The organism is Blastomonas sp. AAP25 (assembly GCF_001295965.1).
Classification (GTDB): domain Bacteria; phylum Pseudomonadota; class Alphaproteobacteria; order Sphingomonadales; family Sphingomonadaceae; genus Blastomonas; species Blastomonas fulva.
Genome location: NZ_LJHP01000005.1, coordinates 16,836 through 30,321, shown reverse-complemented (window position 1 = coordinate 30,321; position 13,486 = coordinate 16,836). Strand labels below are relative to the sequence as shown.

General features: G+C 61.4%; 22 protein-coding genes. 17 read left to right on the top strand and 5 right to left on the bottom strand.

Annotated elements, in window-relative coordinates; genetic code table 11:
• Window positions 1-28: 28 nt before the first annotated feature.
• On the bottom strand, window positions 29-1,057 hold the full coding sequence (locus IP68_RS04840; protein WP_054133855.1) for a hypothetical protein: 1,029 nt from the start codon (window positions 1,055-1,057) through the stop codon (window positions 29-31).
• Between the two features lie 159 nt (window positions 1,058-1,216).
• Between IP68_RS04840 and IP68_RS04835 the strand changes: the two genes are divergently transcribed.
• Entirely contained in the window at window positions 1,217-1,651 is a 435-nt protein-coding gene (locus IP68_RS04835; protein WP_054133854.1) for a hypothetical protein, read from the top strand.
• Between the two features lie 508 nt (window positions 1,652-2,159).
• On the opposite strand, the gene IP68_RS04830 is transcribed toward IP68_RS04835, so the two are convergent.
• From IP68_RS04830 to IP68_RS04815, 4 genes are all read right to left on the bottom strand, one after another.
• Window positions 2,160-2,732 carry an ImmA/IrrE family metallo-endopeptidase gene (locus IP68_RS04830; protein ID WP_054133853.1) on the bottom strand — a complete coding sequence of 191 codons (573 nt, stop codon included), beginning with the start codon at window positions 2,730-2,732 and terminating at the stop codon, window positions 2,160-2,162.
• Window positions 2,733-3,086: a helix-turn-helix domain-containing protein gene (locus IP68_RS19685; RefSeq protein WP_197275735.1), complete on the bottom strand. Its 354-nt coding sequence runs from the start codon at window positions 3,084-3,086 to the stop codon at window positions 2,733-2,735.
• A 495-nt stretch (window positions 3,087-3,581) separates the two neighbouring features.
• Window positions 3,582-4,352, bottom strand: a complete 771-nt coding sequence (locus IP68_RS04820) for a hypothetical protein (RefSeq protein WP_054133851.1) — start codon at window positions 4,350-4,352, stop codon at window positions 3,582-3,584.
• Window positions 4,349-5,029, bottom strand: coding sequence for a LexA family transcriptional regulator (locus IP68_RS04815; RefSeq protein ID WP_197275734.1), 681 nt, complete (start codon window positions 5,027-5,029; stop codon window positions 4,349-4,351). The genes IP68_RS04820 and IP68_RS04815 overlap by 4 nt, the downstream gene beginning before the upstream one ends.
• A gap of 45 nt (window positions 5,030-5,074) precedes the next feature.
• Between IP68_RS04815 and IP68_RS20820 the strand changes: the two genes are divergently transcribed.
• From IP68_RS20820 to IP68_RS04745, 16 genes are all read left to right on the top strand, one after another.
• The gene (locus IP68_RS20820) at window positions 5,075-5,353 is read left to right on the top strand and encodes a helix-turn-helix domain-containing protein (protein ID WP_082382136.1); all 279 of its coding nucleotides are present in this window, start codon (window positions 5,075-5,077) and stop codon (window positions 5,351-5,353) included.
• An 85-nt stretch (window positions 5,354-5,438) separates the two neighbouring features.
• Window positions 5,439-7,283, top strand: coding sequence for a DDE-type integrase/transposase/recombinase (locus tag IP68_RS04810; protein WP_156317946.1), 1,845 nt, complete (start codon window positions 5,439-5,441; stop codon window positions 7,281-7,283).
• Between the two features lie 22 nt (window positions 7,284-7,305).
• Entirely contained in the window at window positions 7,306-8,106 is an 801-nt protein-coding gene (locus IP68_RS04805) for an AAA family ATPase (RefSeq protein WP_231683748.1), read from the top strand.
• Between the two features lie 5 nt (window positions 8,107-8,111).
• On the top strand, window positions 8,112-8,747 hold the full coding sequence (locus IP68_RS04800) for a MarR family transcriptional regulator (protein ID WP_054133848.1): 636 nt from the start codon (window positions 8,112-8,114) through the stop codon (window positions 8,745-8,747).
• 2 nt (window positions 8,748-8,749) lie between these two features.
• Window positions 8,750-9,166: a helix-turn-helix transcriptional regulator gene (locus IP68_RS04795; RefSeq protein WP_082382135.1), complete on the top strand. Its 417-nt coding sequence runs from the start codon at window positions 8,750-8,752 to the stop codon at window positions 9,164-9,166.
• Window positions 9,154-9,294, top strand: a complete 141-nt coding sequence (locus IP68_RS20125; protein ID WP_156317945.1) for a hypothetical protein — start codon at window positions 9,154-9,156, stop codon at window positions 9,292-9,294. The genes IP68_RS04795 and IP68_RS20125 overlap by 13 nt, the downstream gene beginning before the upstream one ends.
• A complete protein-coding gene (locus IP68_RS04790) occupies window positions 9,291-9,503 on the top strand; it encodes a hypothetical protein (protein ID WP_054133846.1) in 213 nt (70 codons plus the stop codon). Before IP68_RS20125 ends, IP68_RS04790 begins: the two co-directional genes overlap by 4 nt.
• A gap of 2 nt (window positions 9,504-9,505) precedes the next feature.
• Window positions 9,506-10,093, top strand: a complete 588-nt coding sequence (locus tag IP68_RS04785) for a host-nuclease inhibitor Gam family protein (RefSeq protein WP_054133845.1) — start codon at window positions 9,506-9,508, stop codon at window positions 10,091-10,093.
• A complete protein-coding gene (locus IP68_RS04780; RefSeq protein ID WP_054133844.1) occupies window positions 10,090-10,380 on the top strand; it encodes a hypothetical protein in 291 nt (96 codons plus the stop codon). The genes IP68_RS04785 and IP68_RS04780 overlap by 4 nt, the downstream gene beginning before the upstream one ends.
• Window positions 10,380-10,619, top strand: coding sequence for a hypothetical protein (locus tag IP68_RS04775; RefSeq protein WP_054133843.1), 240 nt, complete (start codon window positions 10,380-10,382; stop codon window positions 10,617-10,619). The genes IP68_RS04780 and IP68_RS04775 overlap by 1 nt, the downstream gene beginning before the upstream one ends.
• Window positions 10,616-10,927, top strand: coding sequence for a hypothetical protein (locus tag IP68_RS04770; protein WP_082382134.1), 312 nt, complete (start codon window positions 10,616-10,618; stop codon window positions 10,925-10,927). The genes IP68_RS04775 and IP68_RS04770 overlap by 4 nt, the downstream gene beginning before the upstream one ends.
• On the top strand, window positions 10,924-11,637 hold the full coding sequence (locus tag IP68_RS04765; RefSeq protein WP_054133841.1) for a regulatory protein GemA: 714 nt from the start codon (window positions 10,924-10,926) through the stop codon (window positions 11,635-11,637). Before IP68_RS04770 ends, IP68_RS04765 begins: the two co-directional genes overlap by 4 nt.
• A 4-nt stretch (window positions 11,638-11,641) precedes the next feature.
• A complete protein-coding gene (locus IP68_RS04760) occupies window positions 11,642-12,142 on the top strand; it encodes a hypothetical protein (RefSeq protein WP_156317944.1) in 501 nt (166 codons plus the stop codon).
• A 124-nt stretch (window positions 12,143-12,266) separates the two neighbouring features.
• Window positions 12,267-12,647, top strand: a complete 381-nt coding sequence (locus IP68_RS04755) for a hypothetical protein (RefSeq protein ID WP_054133839.1) — start codon at window positions 12,267-12,269, stop codon at window positions 12,645-12,647.
• Window positions 12,644-12,934, top strand: coding sequence for a hypothetical protein (locus tag IP68_RS04750; RefSeq protein WP_054133838.1), 291 nt, complete (start codon window positions 12,644-12,646; stop codon window positions 12,932-12,934). The genes IP68_RS04755 and IP68_RS04750 overlap by 4 nt, the downstream gene beginning before the upstream one ends.
• A 1-nt stretch (window position 12,935) precedes the next feature.
• Window positions 12,936-13,469, top strand: coding sequence for a phage protein Gp27 family protein (locus tag IP68_RS04745; RefSeq protein ID WP_054133837.1), 534 nt, complete (start codon window positions 12,936-12,938; stop codon window positions 13,467-13,469).
• Window positions 13,470-13,486 lie beyond the last annotated feature (17 nt).

Sequence of the window (13,486 nt, the reverse complement as noted above, 5' to 3'; positions counted from 1 at the left end):
ATGCGCGCCGGTCGTGGCACGCGGCCGATCAGCCTTCGGCCTGGCGAACGGCATCCATCCAGGGCAGGTCCGGCTTCTCCGCCTGGATCGCCTTGGCGCGCGCGAAGAGATCGGCCTTGCCGGGATCGACCGAATAGCCCGGAGGGGCAGCGAAATTGGCAACCTTGACCTTGGGGTCGCCGCCCTTGGGTGCCAGCTCGGCAAAGCTGACCAGGGGAACCGCGCCGCCGAGAAGCTTCTTGAGCGCGGCGGCAGGCGGCATCTTGTCGGCTTCGGCCTCGCCAAAGCTCACCGGCTCAACCGTCTCGCCCAGCTGATCGAGCACACCGACCAGCAGGCCCTTGCCGGCAGGGGCGAGTGTACCCTTCGACACCATGTCTTCGGCAAAGCTGACGTGCTCAGTATGGCGGGCATCGCGCGCCGCCTTCATGGCCGCTTCCTCGCGGGCCACTGCAGCTGCTTCACGGGCCTTTACGGAGGCTTCGCGCTCATCCAGTGCGCGCAGGCGCTCGGCGAAATCGGCGGTTTTGTCTTCGGTCTTGGTCGTCACGGTGGACTTCTCCTGGCTTGGTTCGTGTTCGGGGGCGGCGTGCAGGGCAAAGCTGACTAGGCCGGCGCTATCGCCTTCGGCGAGCGAGACGGTGCCAAGGCCCTTGAGCGCAGGCGCGGCGGCACCCAGGAAGCCGATATGCTTCAGGTACCAGCTGCCAGGCTTGGGATTGCCGTGATGGGTGGGCGGGTAGAACGAGGCGCTGACCTTGCGGTAACGGCCTGCGTTGACGGTCTCGGCAAAGCCGGGTTCGACCTGGTCAACATCGGCGATCAGTTCGTCGCCTTCCAGGCGCAGGCCGGTGGCCCAGCCATAGGCGGGATGGTCAATTGCGGGATGGCCGATCACCAGCGGCGCGGGATCGCCTGCCGGGTCATAGGCAGCTGCAGCCTGCACCAGGTCGTCACGCGAGAAGCTGTGACGACTGCCATCGACAGACGTAAAGCTGCCCGGCTTGAAGATGCGGATGGTGCCCGCGCTGCTGCTGAAGGAAATTGCCTGATCCATGGACCACGGCATAAGCGCGAGAATTGAGGGCTGTCTGGGTAAGCTGGCTTACCCCCCCCGAAACATCGGGCGCAGCTATCGTCTGGCCCGGATCAGGCGAAAAGGCAAGCAGGTTGCTCGGGCAAATCTCTCCTGGTCAGAAACCACAGGAGACGAAAAATGGCTTTTGACACCATAGCTTACGTCGGACCGGTCAAGTCCGGGGTCACGCTGCCGATCGACGGCGTGAAGATCTATGCCCGCCAGCTCACCAGCAGGAAAGGCGTGGTAGTCCGCTACATCAACATGCAGATCGGGGCAGGCTTGGCGAAGAAGCTGGCCATGCACCGCGATACCCATCCGATGAATATCCAGCTCGGGCGCGACAATGACGCTGGCAAGATCGCGCTTTCGCTAGAAATGCAGGGTGGCTTCGTTGCGCGCAAGAACAAAGCAGGCGCCTACACCGTCACCGTCAATGCAGCCAGCGCGGCAGGCAAGTTCGCGCTGCAGTTCGACGCGTTTAGCCGCGACAATGTTGAAGTCCTGAAGATGCAGAGCGGCGCACACTTTTGCGCGTTCCTAGCGACCGCCAGTATGCTGGCGGCGGAGTAAAAAAGAAGGGCCGCCTTTCGGCGACCCTCCCTCATCAATCGAAGCGGCCCACTAGTCGCGCCGAATGCGTTCCCGCTCGGTGGTATCTGGGTTGCGCTTTGCATGGCGCTCCGTGACAAATTGCCCAGACTTGGAGTCGCGGTGGACTGTCTGGCGAGGCGGTGTCTTTTTACTCATTTCGACTTCTCCTAGGCGAAAGAACGAACCCTTGGTGCTTGATGCCCCCGGCCCCCTGGGGGGCCGGGGTGATCAAATCAGTCGTCAATCACGATGGGAAACGCGCGCTTGCCCACAGACTTTGCGTACAAGCGATTGCCATTCTTTAACGTGATATATGGACGGTAAATGATCCGCTTGCCCGGAGGCGGTACCAAGGAAGTCATTCAAAAATGCCTTGTTTTGTGTGGTCCAAAACAAGTTGCCCCAGCCTGGAAACGTGCTTATGTTGCACGCGCTAACTTCTGGTCAGGACAAACCCTTTGCAGGGACCACGTTCTGCGCAGGATATCTAGGGGGTGCGGCTCATGCCATGCCCCCTTTTTTTCGGTAATCTACGGAATTTGTGGCCCAAGCTTTTGGCGCGGGCGTTCGCTGCACGGTAGCCGACCCCAAACTTTACCATGGCCTCTTCGACCGTGGCGCACTTTCTGAAGCCTGCTTCTGGCATCAGGAAGCAGGCCGCAAACTGGTTGGCTTGCCATTCTGGGTCAGTTGTCTCGTCGGCTTGCTTGGTTCTGGCGTAGTGGACGCTATCGCCAGAGTGCATGAAGAGGTGACCAAGCTCATGCGCAGCAGTAAACCTGGCGTGTGTGCAAGAGTTCCGCAGCCGGTTGTATACCTGTTCCGGCAAGCGGATTATTGGCCTAGTGAGATCGGTCAGTCCTTCGTAACCCTGGAGCTCAGCATCCGGCAATATCTCGAGCTGAAAATCATCGAGTATCGCGTCAATGCCGAACTCCAGTAGTGGAATCAAGGCAACCCGATCGTCATCGCCTAGGCCGAAGATGACCCGAACCGCCCGGCTGAGCGCATCGATATTTTGTCTGGACCGTCGCCGGACGTGTTTAAACGGGTCATCCATTCATTTATCCTTCAAAACCTCGAACAGTGCTTTCTTTTCACCGTCGCTCAGCCTGGCAAAGCTATTTGCAAAAGTGCTGGCAAGCTTTCTGTCAAACTCTGCCGCATTTACCGCCAATTTAATTTCGACTTTGGGCTGAGAGATCGCAGCCGCAGCTAAGATATCTGACCTCTCCTGCTCATTCAGCTGAAGCACATCCGCTATGCGGTCTACCATCCCGTCAGGAATTCTCTTGGTCCCAGTCTCGACTTGACTGAGAAAGGATACCGAAACAGAAATTTTATCAGCTAGATCTCCTAGAATTAGATTGCGCGCCTTGCGGTGAGCCTTCAGTTTATTGCCAAATGGGGTCACGACCATCTCCTTAGCTCGAGTTGTGCGCCCCCGAAGGTATTTTTCAGCTCCACTTTTTATCCCCTTCAGTGTGGTAACGCTTTTTTAACCGAAATCGGTTCAAAATGCAATGGGGATTGATGGGCCGCTTCTCAGCTTGCCGACCGCTTGAAACGTTCCATCTCTTGCGGCGCCTGAAACTGCCTACCGCTCGCTTCAATGATCCAACAGCTAGTGTGATGACTGACCACGGTATCCAATGACCCGCATGCCGGCTGCCTGTAGACTATGTGAACCCTGGCACCTGAGTCGCGCAAGCGAAACCCGTTCCGGTTTCGTTTCTGGTGGATAACTTTTCGCAGAGCGTTCTCTGCCTCGGGATTGCTTCCTCCGTAGATGACGCAACCGAATGCCCAGAATTCCCGCTGGGCAACGTGTCCATGGGTATCGCTAAGATTTTAGGTGGTTGGGGTGCGGACCGGAGGGTGACGGCGCTGTATGGGCCTTAAATCGGCTTCACATTGAAACGAGGCCAGGCTCGATAACATTGGGCCACAGAGCTGCGAAATTTCGATCGAACCCTGTCGGTATGAGCGATCGCCATTCATCGGGAAGGTGTTGGGTAACCGTCCACCCCTTCTGTCGCATGATGCGCTCCGTGACCTGACCCACCATCCCGACATGCCAGACATGGTTCGGTGGAAAACAGGCGCCCCAAAACTCATGGTCAATGGGCAGGAGCACGCCATGGAGCTTTGCCACGCCCGTCTGAGCGGACAAATGGTCGTCCGCCATCAACCGGAGCATAGGGAACTGTTCTGCCTGTCGCTGATACTTCCGCCAGCGACTGGCCGCTAACCACAATCTGTTGGCTGTCGCAGCCAGGTAGCCAATCGGACCAGCCCGATGATTCTTCGAGAACGCATATTCGACGCTGGCTACGACCGCGGGGTCATTGAACTCCACGCCATAGAAGCGTGCGAAGCGCCAAGTTAGTGCGGCTCGAAGGCTGGGAAGCTGGCCAGAAGGAGCTGGCGGGATTACGATCTCCATCCACTCTTCCGGCATTGTGAAAGCTTCACAGGACTCGCTCCATTCCTGCGGATCGCGGCTGTAGAACAGCCACATGAAGGCTATGAACCATTCATTGATCGTGGTTTTGGCGTAATCGCGGTCCCGTACGGCGACAAGTGCAGGATCATAGCCGCCTTCCCAGAGCAGCCGCCGATTTGCCAGAGCCGCGCGCCAGTCGTCGGGGAGATCGTCTAGCGACCCAGGGAAGATCATAGCATCTTGCCGGTCCAGACAACACGGCCAATTACCTGGAACGCATCGCGGTCGGCTCTGTCCTTCAGGTTGATGACAAACACTTCATGCGAGGGATTGTCGCTTATTGCTAGGACGCGGCTCGACTGAAACTGAAGCCTCTTGATGTATACCTGGTCATGAAGCCGAAGGGCAAAAATGCCAGGTCCGCTGGTCCGATCCAGATCAATGATGACCCATTCACCATCCGCGATCGTCGGGTGCATGCTGTCCCCGGCGACCCTGACCATACGCAAATTGTCGATCTTCCCGAATTGCTGGCGCAGCCAGGATAACGGAAACATCGCTCTCTGATCTGATTCCCCAGCCAGGATGATCTCAGCTCCGCCGCCAGCTGAAAATGAAACATCATGAATTGGAATGCCGCCTTCTGGGGCCGGCAGTGATCCATCAAGGCTAAACACCTTCTCCAAGGGCACGCCAAGGCCATCAGCAAGTCGTAGCAGTTTGCCAATCGTGATCGGAGAATTGCCGCTCACCATACGCTGAACCGTAGGCACCGAGACGTCCATTAGCCCCGCAATTTCAGCCTGAGACCGGGAACTCAGCATATCTCGCAGTTTTGCGCTCAACGATGCAGGCAGCGCCTCACGCCGACCATCATCGTTTTTAGACTTGACATCATTTTTGATGGCCATCATACCGCTTTCAACTTCAATAACGCTATCAAGGCATCAACAGTGATGGATTGGCATCCCGAGGAAATCAAAGCTGCTGTGCGCGCCAAAGGCGTCACGCTTGCCAGCCTCGGCCAGCGAGCTGGGATCAGCCGACAGACCATGTCGCTGGCCCTCGACCGCCCACACAAAGGTGCCGAAGCGGTCATTGCCGCATTCCTACAGACGCCTGCCCATCAAATCTGGCCATCACGCTATCACTCCAACGGTGCCCGGAAGCGTCCCCAGCCGAGCACAAACTACGCGCGCGCCCGTCGATTCCACTCTGCCGAGTGCGCAGCATGATGGTGCCTTATCACAGTGCGTACCGCAATCGCACCGTTTTTGTTCCATCTCGGAATGAAACACCCTTCTTTTTTTGGGGGTTCGCGTGAAGCTGCAAACTCACCTCACTGCGCAGCAGATTGCAGACCTCAAATTAGAGGGCTTGCCGCGTTCCGCTTATCGCGTCCGCGAGCGTGCCCTAGCCGAAAACTGGGACTGCGTTGAGCGGCCTGACACCCTCGGCGGACGGCATTTCTCCGTAGCGTCACTGCCAGACGCTGCGCGCGCCGATTTGTTAGCCCGTCAAGCTAGCAAGCGTGCCGGCACACCACGAGCTGCTAACGAGAACCGGAGAGGGCGCGGGCGCCCCAGTTGGTGGGATGAGCACACAGCAGTAGCAGAAGCGGTTGAGGCCTATCTTGCCCAGCGCAAGGTCTCGTCGACCATCATCATGGATCTGCTGCGCGACGAGTTCGACGATCTGCCGACGGGGCGGACGCTGCGCCGGTTCATCAAGGAATTCGAAGAGCGCCAGGCCGCGCTGTTGGCGTCGTTCCGTAACCCCGATCAGTACAAGGGCAAGTACCGCGTTGCGCTGGGCCGGATGGATGGCTCGGTCGACGCCGTCCACCAGATATGGGAGATTGACACCACCCCTGCTGACGTGATGACCGTCGAAGGCCGAAAGGCTGTCCTCGGCCTGATCGATCGCTACTCGCGACGGGTTCGCTTCCTGGTGTGCGAGTCGGAAAGCGCACAGAGCGTCCGGCAGCTGCTGATCGGCACGATCCGCGCCTGGGGCGTGATGCCCCAGACCATCATCACCGACCAGGGCAGTGGCTTCATCAACCGCTCGATCGTAAGCGCGCTCGAGATCCTGGGCATCGAGCACCGCCCGTGCCCGCCCGGTAGCCCGGAGCGCAAACCGTTCATCGAACGAGTCTTCGGCACGTTCACCCGCCAGCGCGCGGAGATCTTCCCCGGCTACCTCGGCCACAACGTTGCCGAGGCGCAGGCGCTGCGCGCGCGCGCCCGCAAGGAAACCGGCAGGCCAGTAATTGAGGCCAGCATGACAGCCGTGGAGCTGCAGGCCGCAATCAACGCCTGGACCGATGGCGTCTACCACCTTTCCGTTCACAGCTCGCTCAAGTGCTCCCCCATGGCGAAGTGGCAGAGCTCGCCGCGATCGGCGGCAGCTGCGCCCGGCGAGGATGTCCTGCTGATCGCTCTTTCCGCACTGGTCGGACCGCGCACGGTCGGCAAGCGTGGCATCATGTGGAAGGGTGGCCGTTACTGGTGCGCGCCGCTTGCCGAATACATCGGACGCAGCGTCATGGTCCGCCGCGACGAGGACGACCTGGGCGCGCTGTTCATCTTCACGGACGACGGCCGCTTCATCGACACGGCGGTCAATGCCGAGCGGTCAGGTCTCAGCGAGGAAGCCTTCGCGCGCCAAGCGCGGCGGCACCAAGAAGAGCACATGAAGACGCAGCGCGCCGAGCTGCGCAGCCGCATGAAGCGCTATAGCTTTGAGCACGCCGCTCAGGCTGTCATGCGCGCGGACGCAGAAGCTGCAGGCAAGGTCACGTCCCTGCCGATCGCAACCCATCACCACACCAACCCCGCGATCGACAGTATCGCCAATGCTCCGGATCCGCAGATCCCCAGCCCCGAGCGTGTCCAGCAGGCAATCGACTCCACAGCGCCCAAGCTCGCCACCCTGACGCCAGCCCAGAAGATGGCGCAGACAGACTCCATCCTGGCGGCAGCGGCACGCGGCGAGCAGGTGGGTGCCGAAGCTCTGCGCGTCGCCCAGGCGTATGCCGCTTCTACCGAGTACCGCGCCGAGAAGGTGATGAGCGCATATTTCGCTCCGCCGCCGCCGCGCGACCCCAATCCCACCGACATCCACAACGCCGACCCCGGACGCATGTCCGGGCAGGCCAGCTGATATCCAACGAAGGAGCCAAGCGATGAACCAGAGCACATTGTTCCAGATGCCAACAGGTGGGGCGCGCGCAACCGCGCCACGCCCCGCTGCAGAGCTTTCAGGGCTAGGCCAGGCGCAACTCACCAACATGGGCTTGGCACTCCGGACCCTGATGGATTGCATGGACGCCGGTAGCCAGTCGCCGCGCCTTGGGGTGCTGTACGGATATTCGGGGTACGGCAAATCGGTGGGCGCGGCCTTTGCCGCCGCTCGGACCAACGCCGCCTATGTTTGCGCGCGCTCGGTCTGGAGCCAGCGTACCTTGCTGGAGCAGATCGCCCAGGCCCTCGGCATCGTGAAGCTGGCGAAGACCGCGCCTGCGATCCTCGAGCAGATCATCGATCAGCTGACCTATTTCGCTCGACCTCTCGTGATCGATGAAATGGACTTCCTGGTGAAGCGCCAGTCGGTCGAGATTATCCGCGACATCCACGATGCCACCTCGATCGCCATCATGATGATCGGCGAAGAGGCGCTCCCGGCCAAGCTCAAGGAATGGGAGCGGTTCGACAACCGCATCCGCATCGCCACCGCCGCCCAGCCCGCCAGTGACGAAGACACCCTGAAGCTGCGCGACCATTACTGCCTGCGCGTCCGCATCGCCGACGATCTGGCGCTTCGGTTCAAACAGGCCTGCAAGGGCTGCACCCGCCGCATCGTGAACAACCTGATGGAAGCGCAGACGATCGCTCTGGCATCCGGGCGCGATCAGATCGACCTCGCATGGTGGGGTTCTAAGCCGATCATGACCGGAGATCTGCAAACGCGTCGGTTTCAGGGGTGAAAACGATGAACTTCGTCACGCCCCGCGCGCTCACCGCCGCTCGCCCGCCCGCCCCGGAAAACTGCATCTGGAGCCATCTGCGCCACGCAGGTGAGCCACTGTCCATCTCTGACATCGTCCGCCGCACAGGTGCCGACCCGGTGGTGGTCACCCGCTGGCTGCGGCGTTGGAAGGACGCCGGCTTGGTGGTGGCGGTGGGGCGTCAATGCCTCCTCAAACTCAGCGAGATTGCCATGCGCCATATCACCCCACCTGCAAACGTCGCGGTCAGGAAGCTCGACCGTCGGTTCACGCCCGCATCGATGCGGCAGCGGATCTGGACCGCGATCCGGGTGCTGAAGGTGTTTGACTTGCCGATGCTCCTGATCGCCGCGGAATCGGCCAAGAGCAACACCATGGAATATCTCAACAACCTGGTGCGCGCAGGCTTCTTGGAGCGGATCGACCATCCTGGTGATGAGCACCGCAAATATCGGATCATCCTCGATACGGGGCCGCACCATCCCTCGATCACCCGCGTGGTGATCGAGAACCGGCCATACAACCGCCTCATCGACCCGAACAGCGGCGCGCAGGTTCACCTGCCGTTGGAAGCGCGCACGCGCGCCGCCCGCGCCCCTTTTTTTGACCGGGAGCGTTAACCATGTCTGTTAAGAACTCCCTCACCAATATGGACCGCGCCACAGTTGCATGGGGCCAGGACATGCCCGCATGGGTCCGGTTGCTGGCAGGCGCTGCAGACTCCACCAATCAGCGCCAGGCAGCCGAGAAAATAGGCCGCAACGCCAGCTACGTCAGCCGGATCATCAACCGTGATTATGCCGGCAGCTACGAAGAGGCCGAGCGCTTGGTGCGCGCTGCATGGGGAAACGAAGATGTCGTCTGCCCGGTCTGGCACGAGTCCATCCCACTTCGCAGCTGCATGAATCTGCGCCGTCGCAAGGGATTGCCCCGCAACCTGGCCGAGCAGCTTTACTACAAGGCCTGCCCCAGCTGCCCGAACAACACCGACGTCGCAACCGACGGACAGGCGACGGAGGCAGCGTCATGCGCCGCATAAGTGCCTGCCTGCAAGCAGCAGGTGTGACCTGGGCGCATCTCGCCCGCGATGTCGCGCTGATCGGCGCGGCGATCGTGCTGGGCACCGCCATCATCCTCGCAACCGCACCAGCAGGAGCAGGCTCATGACAGTCTGCACCGACTATCGCGCCATCCAGAGCGAGCGAGGCTACCTCGTTCTCTATCGCAGCACCGGCGACAACGTCTGCCCCGGCTGCGGTGGCCGCCAATGGGATGTCGGTCGCGTCATGGCGGAATGCGCCCTGTGCAGCACGGCGATCCCGCTGGTCTCGCCCGACATTCCCACCCCCACCGATTTTGAGCCTGAAAGGAACTGACCATGGCTGCTGCCCGCCGCAAGGCACCGACACAAGTCGCCCCGCAAACCATCCAGGAAGCCACCGCCACGATCGACAAGTACATGGCGATGCAGTCCACCGTCGACCAGCTGAAGGCCGATGCCGATGCATCGATCCAGCAGATCGAGGGCGCGCGCGATGCCATGGTAGCACCGCTCGAGCAGGCCCAGAAGGAACTGTTCAAGCAGCTGCGCGCCTGGTGGGCTGTCGCCAAGGATCAGCTGACCGAGGGCAAACGCAAGTCGATCGAGCTGGCAGGCGCGATCATCGGCGAGCGGACCAACACTCCGTCGCTCAAGCTACCGAAGGGCTTGAAGCAGGACGATTTCATCGAGAAGATCCGCGCAGCTCTGGAGGCGGCGGACGCTGCGCCCTACATCCGAACCAAACTCGAGCTCGACAAGCAGGCGATCATCAAGACCCTTCGCAAGGGCGAGGATGATCCGAAGGCCAAGCAACTCGCTGACCTCGGCGCGGGCATTTCCCAGGCCAACCAGTTCTTCATCGATCGCGCCGGCAAGCGCGAAGCCGATCCCGAGCTGGTCGATGTCGAGGGAGACGCAGCATGAAGGGCGTCACTGTCAGCGTTGCCTGCCGTTTCATGGCTGTTGGCGTTTGTTCTGGTCCTGCGGCCACCATCCAGGATGCCAATGGCGATGCAGTAGGGCGCGCAGCAGGTGTTGCGACCGAGTTCGTCAATGGCGTTCCGCTTATCATCGTGACGCTTGTTGAGGATGGCCGACAGACCACGATGGCGATGGATTTGGACCAGTCCAATCACTTCTGCGACATGCTGGCCGATGCCGTCTATTGGCAGACTGCGGCGCTTGCCCCTGCCAGCGGGAAGCCAAACTGATGGCCCACGGCATGCTCAGGCCGCAGGAACGGCAGATCATGGATCTGCACGATCGCGGCTTCCGCAATGGTGAGATCGCAGCCGTGCTTGGCATCAAGCCCGTCCAGGTAAAGCGGGTCACAAGCCGCTTCTCCGATGAGGACGGCGGGTTCGAAGCCATGATCGTCAGGGGCACCATCGCACTCAGGCGAGCCATCGAGAGCCGCCATCCCGACAAGAAAAAGGAGCTGGGCTCATGACACACGGTCAGCGTGACACGTTGGACAACATACGCGCCTTCATCGCAGCGCATGGGCGCAGCCCGACGATCCGCGAGCTTATGGCGATCGAGGGTGTCAGGTCCACCGCCGGCATTTACGAGCGGCTGCAGGCGCTCGTCCGCGACGGCTATCTGCGGAAGCTCGACGATCGCCATGGGCGCTATGTGCCAGTCGATCATGGCGGCGGCGCGGATCTGCGCGCCTGCTCAACCGAGGCGCTGCAGGCCGAGCTGAGCCGCCGTGGCGAACTGGTCGCCGGCATGGCTTCAATGGGCCGCTCTTCATGAACGCCAAGGTCCAGCCAAATCCTGCCAGGCGCTCGACAGGCAGCGACCCACGCACGCGCAAGATCCGTGCGATCATGGCCGCGTGCAACAGGCTGGGGCTGGATGAGGATGCACGCCGCGATCGCATCGAGCAGGTTAGCGGCCAGCGCTCGCTGTCGAAGCTCAGCGATGGCCAGCTCGGGAAGCTGCTCGATGCGCTTAACGGCGACTGGAAACCGGGCCGTGCCGACAGGCCGCACCTCGGCAAGATCAGGGCGCTGTGGTGGAGCCTATATTGGCTGGGCGAGATTGACGAGCCGGGTGACGGAGCGCTGGACGCGTTCGTCAAACGGCAGACCGGCATCGCCTCCCTGCGCTTTGTCGATCACCGCACGGCACCATCAATTATCGAGGCGCTCAAGGCGTGGGCAACTCGGGTTGGTGTCGAATGGCCCGGCGACGCGGACATCGATGCGCTCGCTACCAGGTTCGACGGCTATAGCCATGCGCATGGCGATCGCGTTGCCGTACTGCAGCGCCTGGATCGTCTGTGCGCTGGCCAGGCCATGAAGTTTCCGCTCACGATCGCGGGCATGAACATGGGTACTGGCCTCACCACCAATGCCTGGTCACTCGCCCAGATGGATGACGCCATCCGGTTCCTGGGCAAGCACTGGCGTGCTGAAAAGGCGCGCCGCGCCCGTGCAAGCGCCAGCCAGGTGGAAGGCTGAGCCGATGTCCGTGGCCTATTTCCCCGGCATGCGGCTCGAGGATCTTCCGATTCCTCGCGATGTGGCTGTCACCCGCCGCTGGCCCGAGCAGCTGGTCGAAATGGCAGACCATATCGGCGCGTTTCACGCGCTGCGCGTCGTGGAGAGGTTTGGCGGCCAGAAGATCTACGTTGCTGCCGACGCCGAGCGCAACTGCCTGCGCGAGATCCTGGACGCCAGGCTCACCAGGATCATGAGCCACGTTTACGGCCGCCAGGAGATCGATCTGCCCGTTGCGCGAGCCGCGCTAACCGAAGCTCGCCGCGCGCCTGTCATTGCATCTGTGCGAAACGGCGATATGACTGTCGCCGAAGCAGCCCGCATTCTGGGCACCGCGCGCACCTATGTGTCCCAGCTGGTCAACCGCAGCCGGGAAGCCGAAGACGCAGCTCCCCTGCGTCGGCCTACCCTGCGCGATCCACGCCAGATCGAGATGTTCGAACCCTACGACGGAAATTCAGGGTAAGTCCACTCACCCCCATACCGACAATCTGCCAAGCATAGCGTCGCCCCATCGTTTTTGATGAGGCTCGCTTCCCCATGTATTTCGTCATCCCCGCCGCCTCGGCCAGAACCCTGGTGGCTCCCCTGTGAATTGGTGGCAGGTTTTCCAGTCGATCTGGCAGATCGCTTCCACGGTCACGCCGTTTTTGGTCCTGGGCGGATTCGCTTGGCTGCAGACCAAATTCCCGTCTCGCGCCGACCTGAAGGAGCATGAGGGCAAGCTGAGCTCGTTGACAGCTGACGTCGGCGGCCTTGTTACTCGCATGGCGACCAATGAGAGCCGCATCGATAACATCGTTCGCGACCTGGAGCGGGAACCAACCCGCGCCGGCCTCGCCAATTCCATCGCAGACATTCGCGATCGCCTCGGCCAGGTCGAATCTTCGGTCAAAGCAGTGCAGCACCAGCTCGAAACGCAGAACGATTACCTGCACGCGCTAGTTCAGCAGGGAATGGCCAAGAAATGATCGCGCCCGCCATTCGACCTTTGGTCCGCCGCGCGATCATCGACTTGCTGGCCGAGATCGGCGGCGAGCATAACGATCATCACTTGGCCACGCTGCTGGCCGAGGTTGGGCACCGCGTTGCCCGCCGCGATGTTGCCGAAGAGCTGCGCTGGCTGGCCCAGCAAAGGCTGATCCGGGTGGAAGCTGTCGATCCGTATGTGCTCGCCGAGATCCTGCCCGACGGCGAGGACGTCGCCGCCAGCCGTCTGATCGTCGAGGGCATCTACCGCCACAAAACGGGGCGCTGACATGGCCCGCTGGTCTTCCGTCGAAGAGCTGCCGGCTGACGTCCAGGACGAACTGGACGAGGCTGTGAAGCGCAAGTTCACGACCGATGCACTGGTCGAGCTGGCCGCAACCCATGGTCATACGATCACACGGTCCGCCATGGGCCGCTGGGCAAAGCGTCGACGTGACTGGCACCGCGTGGTGGAGCGTGAAAAGGCCGTGCGCGGCATGTCCGAGGCTGTCGATACCGACTTCGGCGGCGAGAACGAGAAGCGCAACCGGATGCTGCTGCACCTGGCACGCAACAACCTGTCGATCATCGCTGCCCGCATGGGTGGCGAGGAGAAGCTCGAGCTCGGCGACGCCATGGGACTGATCAAGGCCCTCAAGGATCTGGTCGTCGCCGACAAGGTCGATGCCGAGCGCGAGCGCGCCATCCGCCTCGAGCAGAACCAGCGCGCGGCGAAGGAAGCCGAAGGCGAGCTGCGCAGCCGTGGTGCCACCGAAGAAACAATCCTGGCCGTGAAGACCAAGCTGCTCGGCCTCAAAGCCTGACCTGAAGGAGACTACTC

Bases quoted from the DNA above. Each gene is read 5' to 3' on its own strand.
- IP68_RS04835 (WP_054133854.1), top strand. From the start codon at position 1,217: ATGGCTTTTGACACCATAGCTTACGTCGGACCGGTCAAGTCCGGGGTC.
- IP68_RS04770 (WP_082382134.1), top strand. From the start codon at position 10,616: ATGACACACGGTCAGCGTGACACGTTGGACAACATACGCGCCTTCATC.
- IP68_RS04820 (WP_054133851.1), bottom strand. From the start codon at position 4,352: ATGATCTTCCCTGGGTCGCTAGACGATCTCCCCGACGACTGGCGCGCG.
- IP68_RS04795 (WP_082382135.1), top strand. From the start codon at position 8,750: ATGTCTGTTAAGAACTCCCTCACCAATATGGACCGCGCCACAGTTGCA.
- IP68_RS04745 (WP_054133837.1), top strand. From the start codon at position 12,936: ATGGCCCGCTGGTCTTCCGTCGAAGAGCTGCCGGCTGACGTCCAGGAC.
- IP68_RS04760 (WP_156317944.1), top strand. From the start codon at position 11,642: ATGTCCGTGGCCTATTTCCCCGGCATGCGGCTCGAGGATCTTCCGATT.
- IP68_RS04780 (WP_054133844.1), top strand. From the start codon at position 10,090: ATGAAGGGCGTCACTGTCAGCGTTGCCTGCCGTTTCATGGCTGTTGGC.
- IP68_RS04800 (WP_054133848.1), top strand. From the start codon at position 8,112: ATGAACTTCGTCACGCCCCGCGCGCTCACCGCCGCTCGCCCGCCCGCC.
- IP68_RS04775 (WP_054133843.1), top strand. From the start codon at position 10,380: ATGGCCCACGGCATGCTCAGGCCGCAGGAACGGCAGATCATGGATCTG.
- IP68_RS04840 (WP_054133855.1), bottom strand. From the start codon at position 1,057: ATGGATCAGGCAATTTCCTTCAGCAGCAGCGCGGGCACCATCCGCATC.
- IP68_RS04815 (WP_197275734.1), bottom strand. From the start codon at position 5,029: ATGGCCATCAAAAATGATGTCAAGTCTAAAAACGATGATGGTCGGCGT.
- IP68_RS04830 (WP_054133853.1), bottom strand. From the start codon at position 2,732: ATGGATGACCCGTTTAAACACGTCCGGCGACGGTCCAGACAAAATATC.
- IP68_RS04765 (WP_054133841.1), top strand. From the start codon at position 10,924: ATGAACGCCAAGGTCCAGCCAAATCCTGCCAGGCGCTCGACAGGCAGC.
- IP68_RS04785 (WP_054133845.1), top strand. From the start codon at position 9,506: ATGGCTGCTGCCCGCCGCAAGGCACCGACACAAGTCGCCCCGCAAACC.
- IP68_RS04750 (WP_054133838.1), top strand. From the start codon at position 12,644: ATGATCGCGCCCGCCATTCGACCTTTGGTCCGCCGCGCGATCATCGAC.
- IP68_RS04805 (WP_231683748.1), top strand. From the start codon at position 7,306: ATGAACCAGAGCACATTGTTCCAGATGCCAACAGGTGGGGCGCGCGCA.
- IP68_RS04790 (WP_054133846.1), top strand. From the start codon at position 9,291: ATGACAGTCTGCACCGACTATCGCGCCATCCAGAGCGAGCGAGGCTAC.
- IP68_RS20820 (WP_082382136.1), top strand. From the start codon at position 5,075: ATGGATTGGCATCCCGAGGAAATCAAAGCTGCTGTGCGCGCCAAAGGC.
- IP68_RS20125 (WP_156317945.1), top strand. From the start codon at position 9,154: ATGCGCCGCATAAGTGCCTGCCTGCAAGCAGCAGGTGTGACCTGGGCG.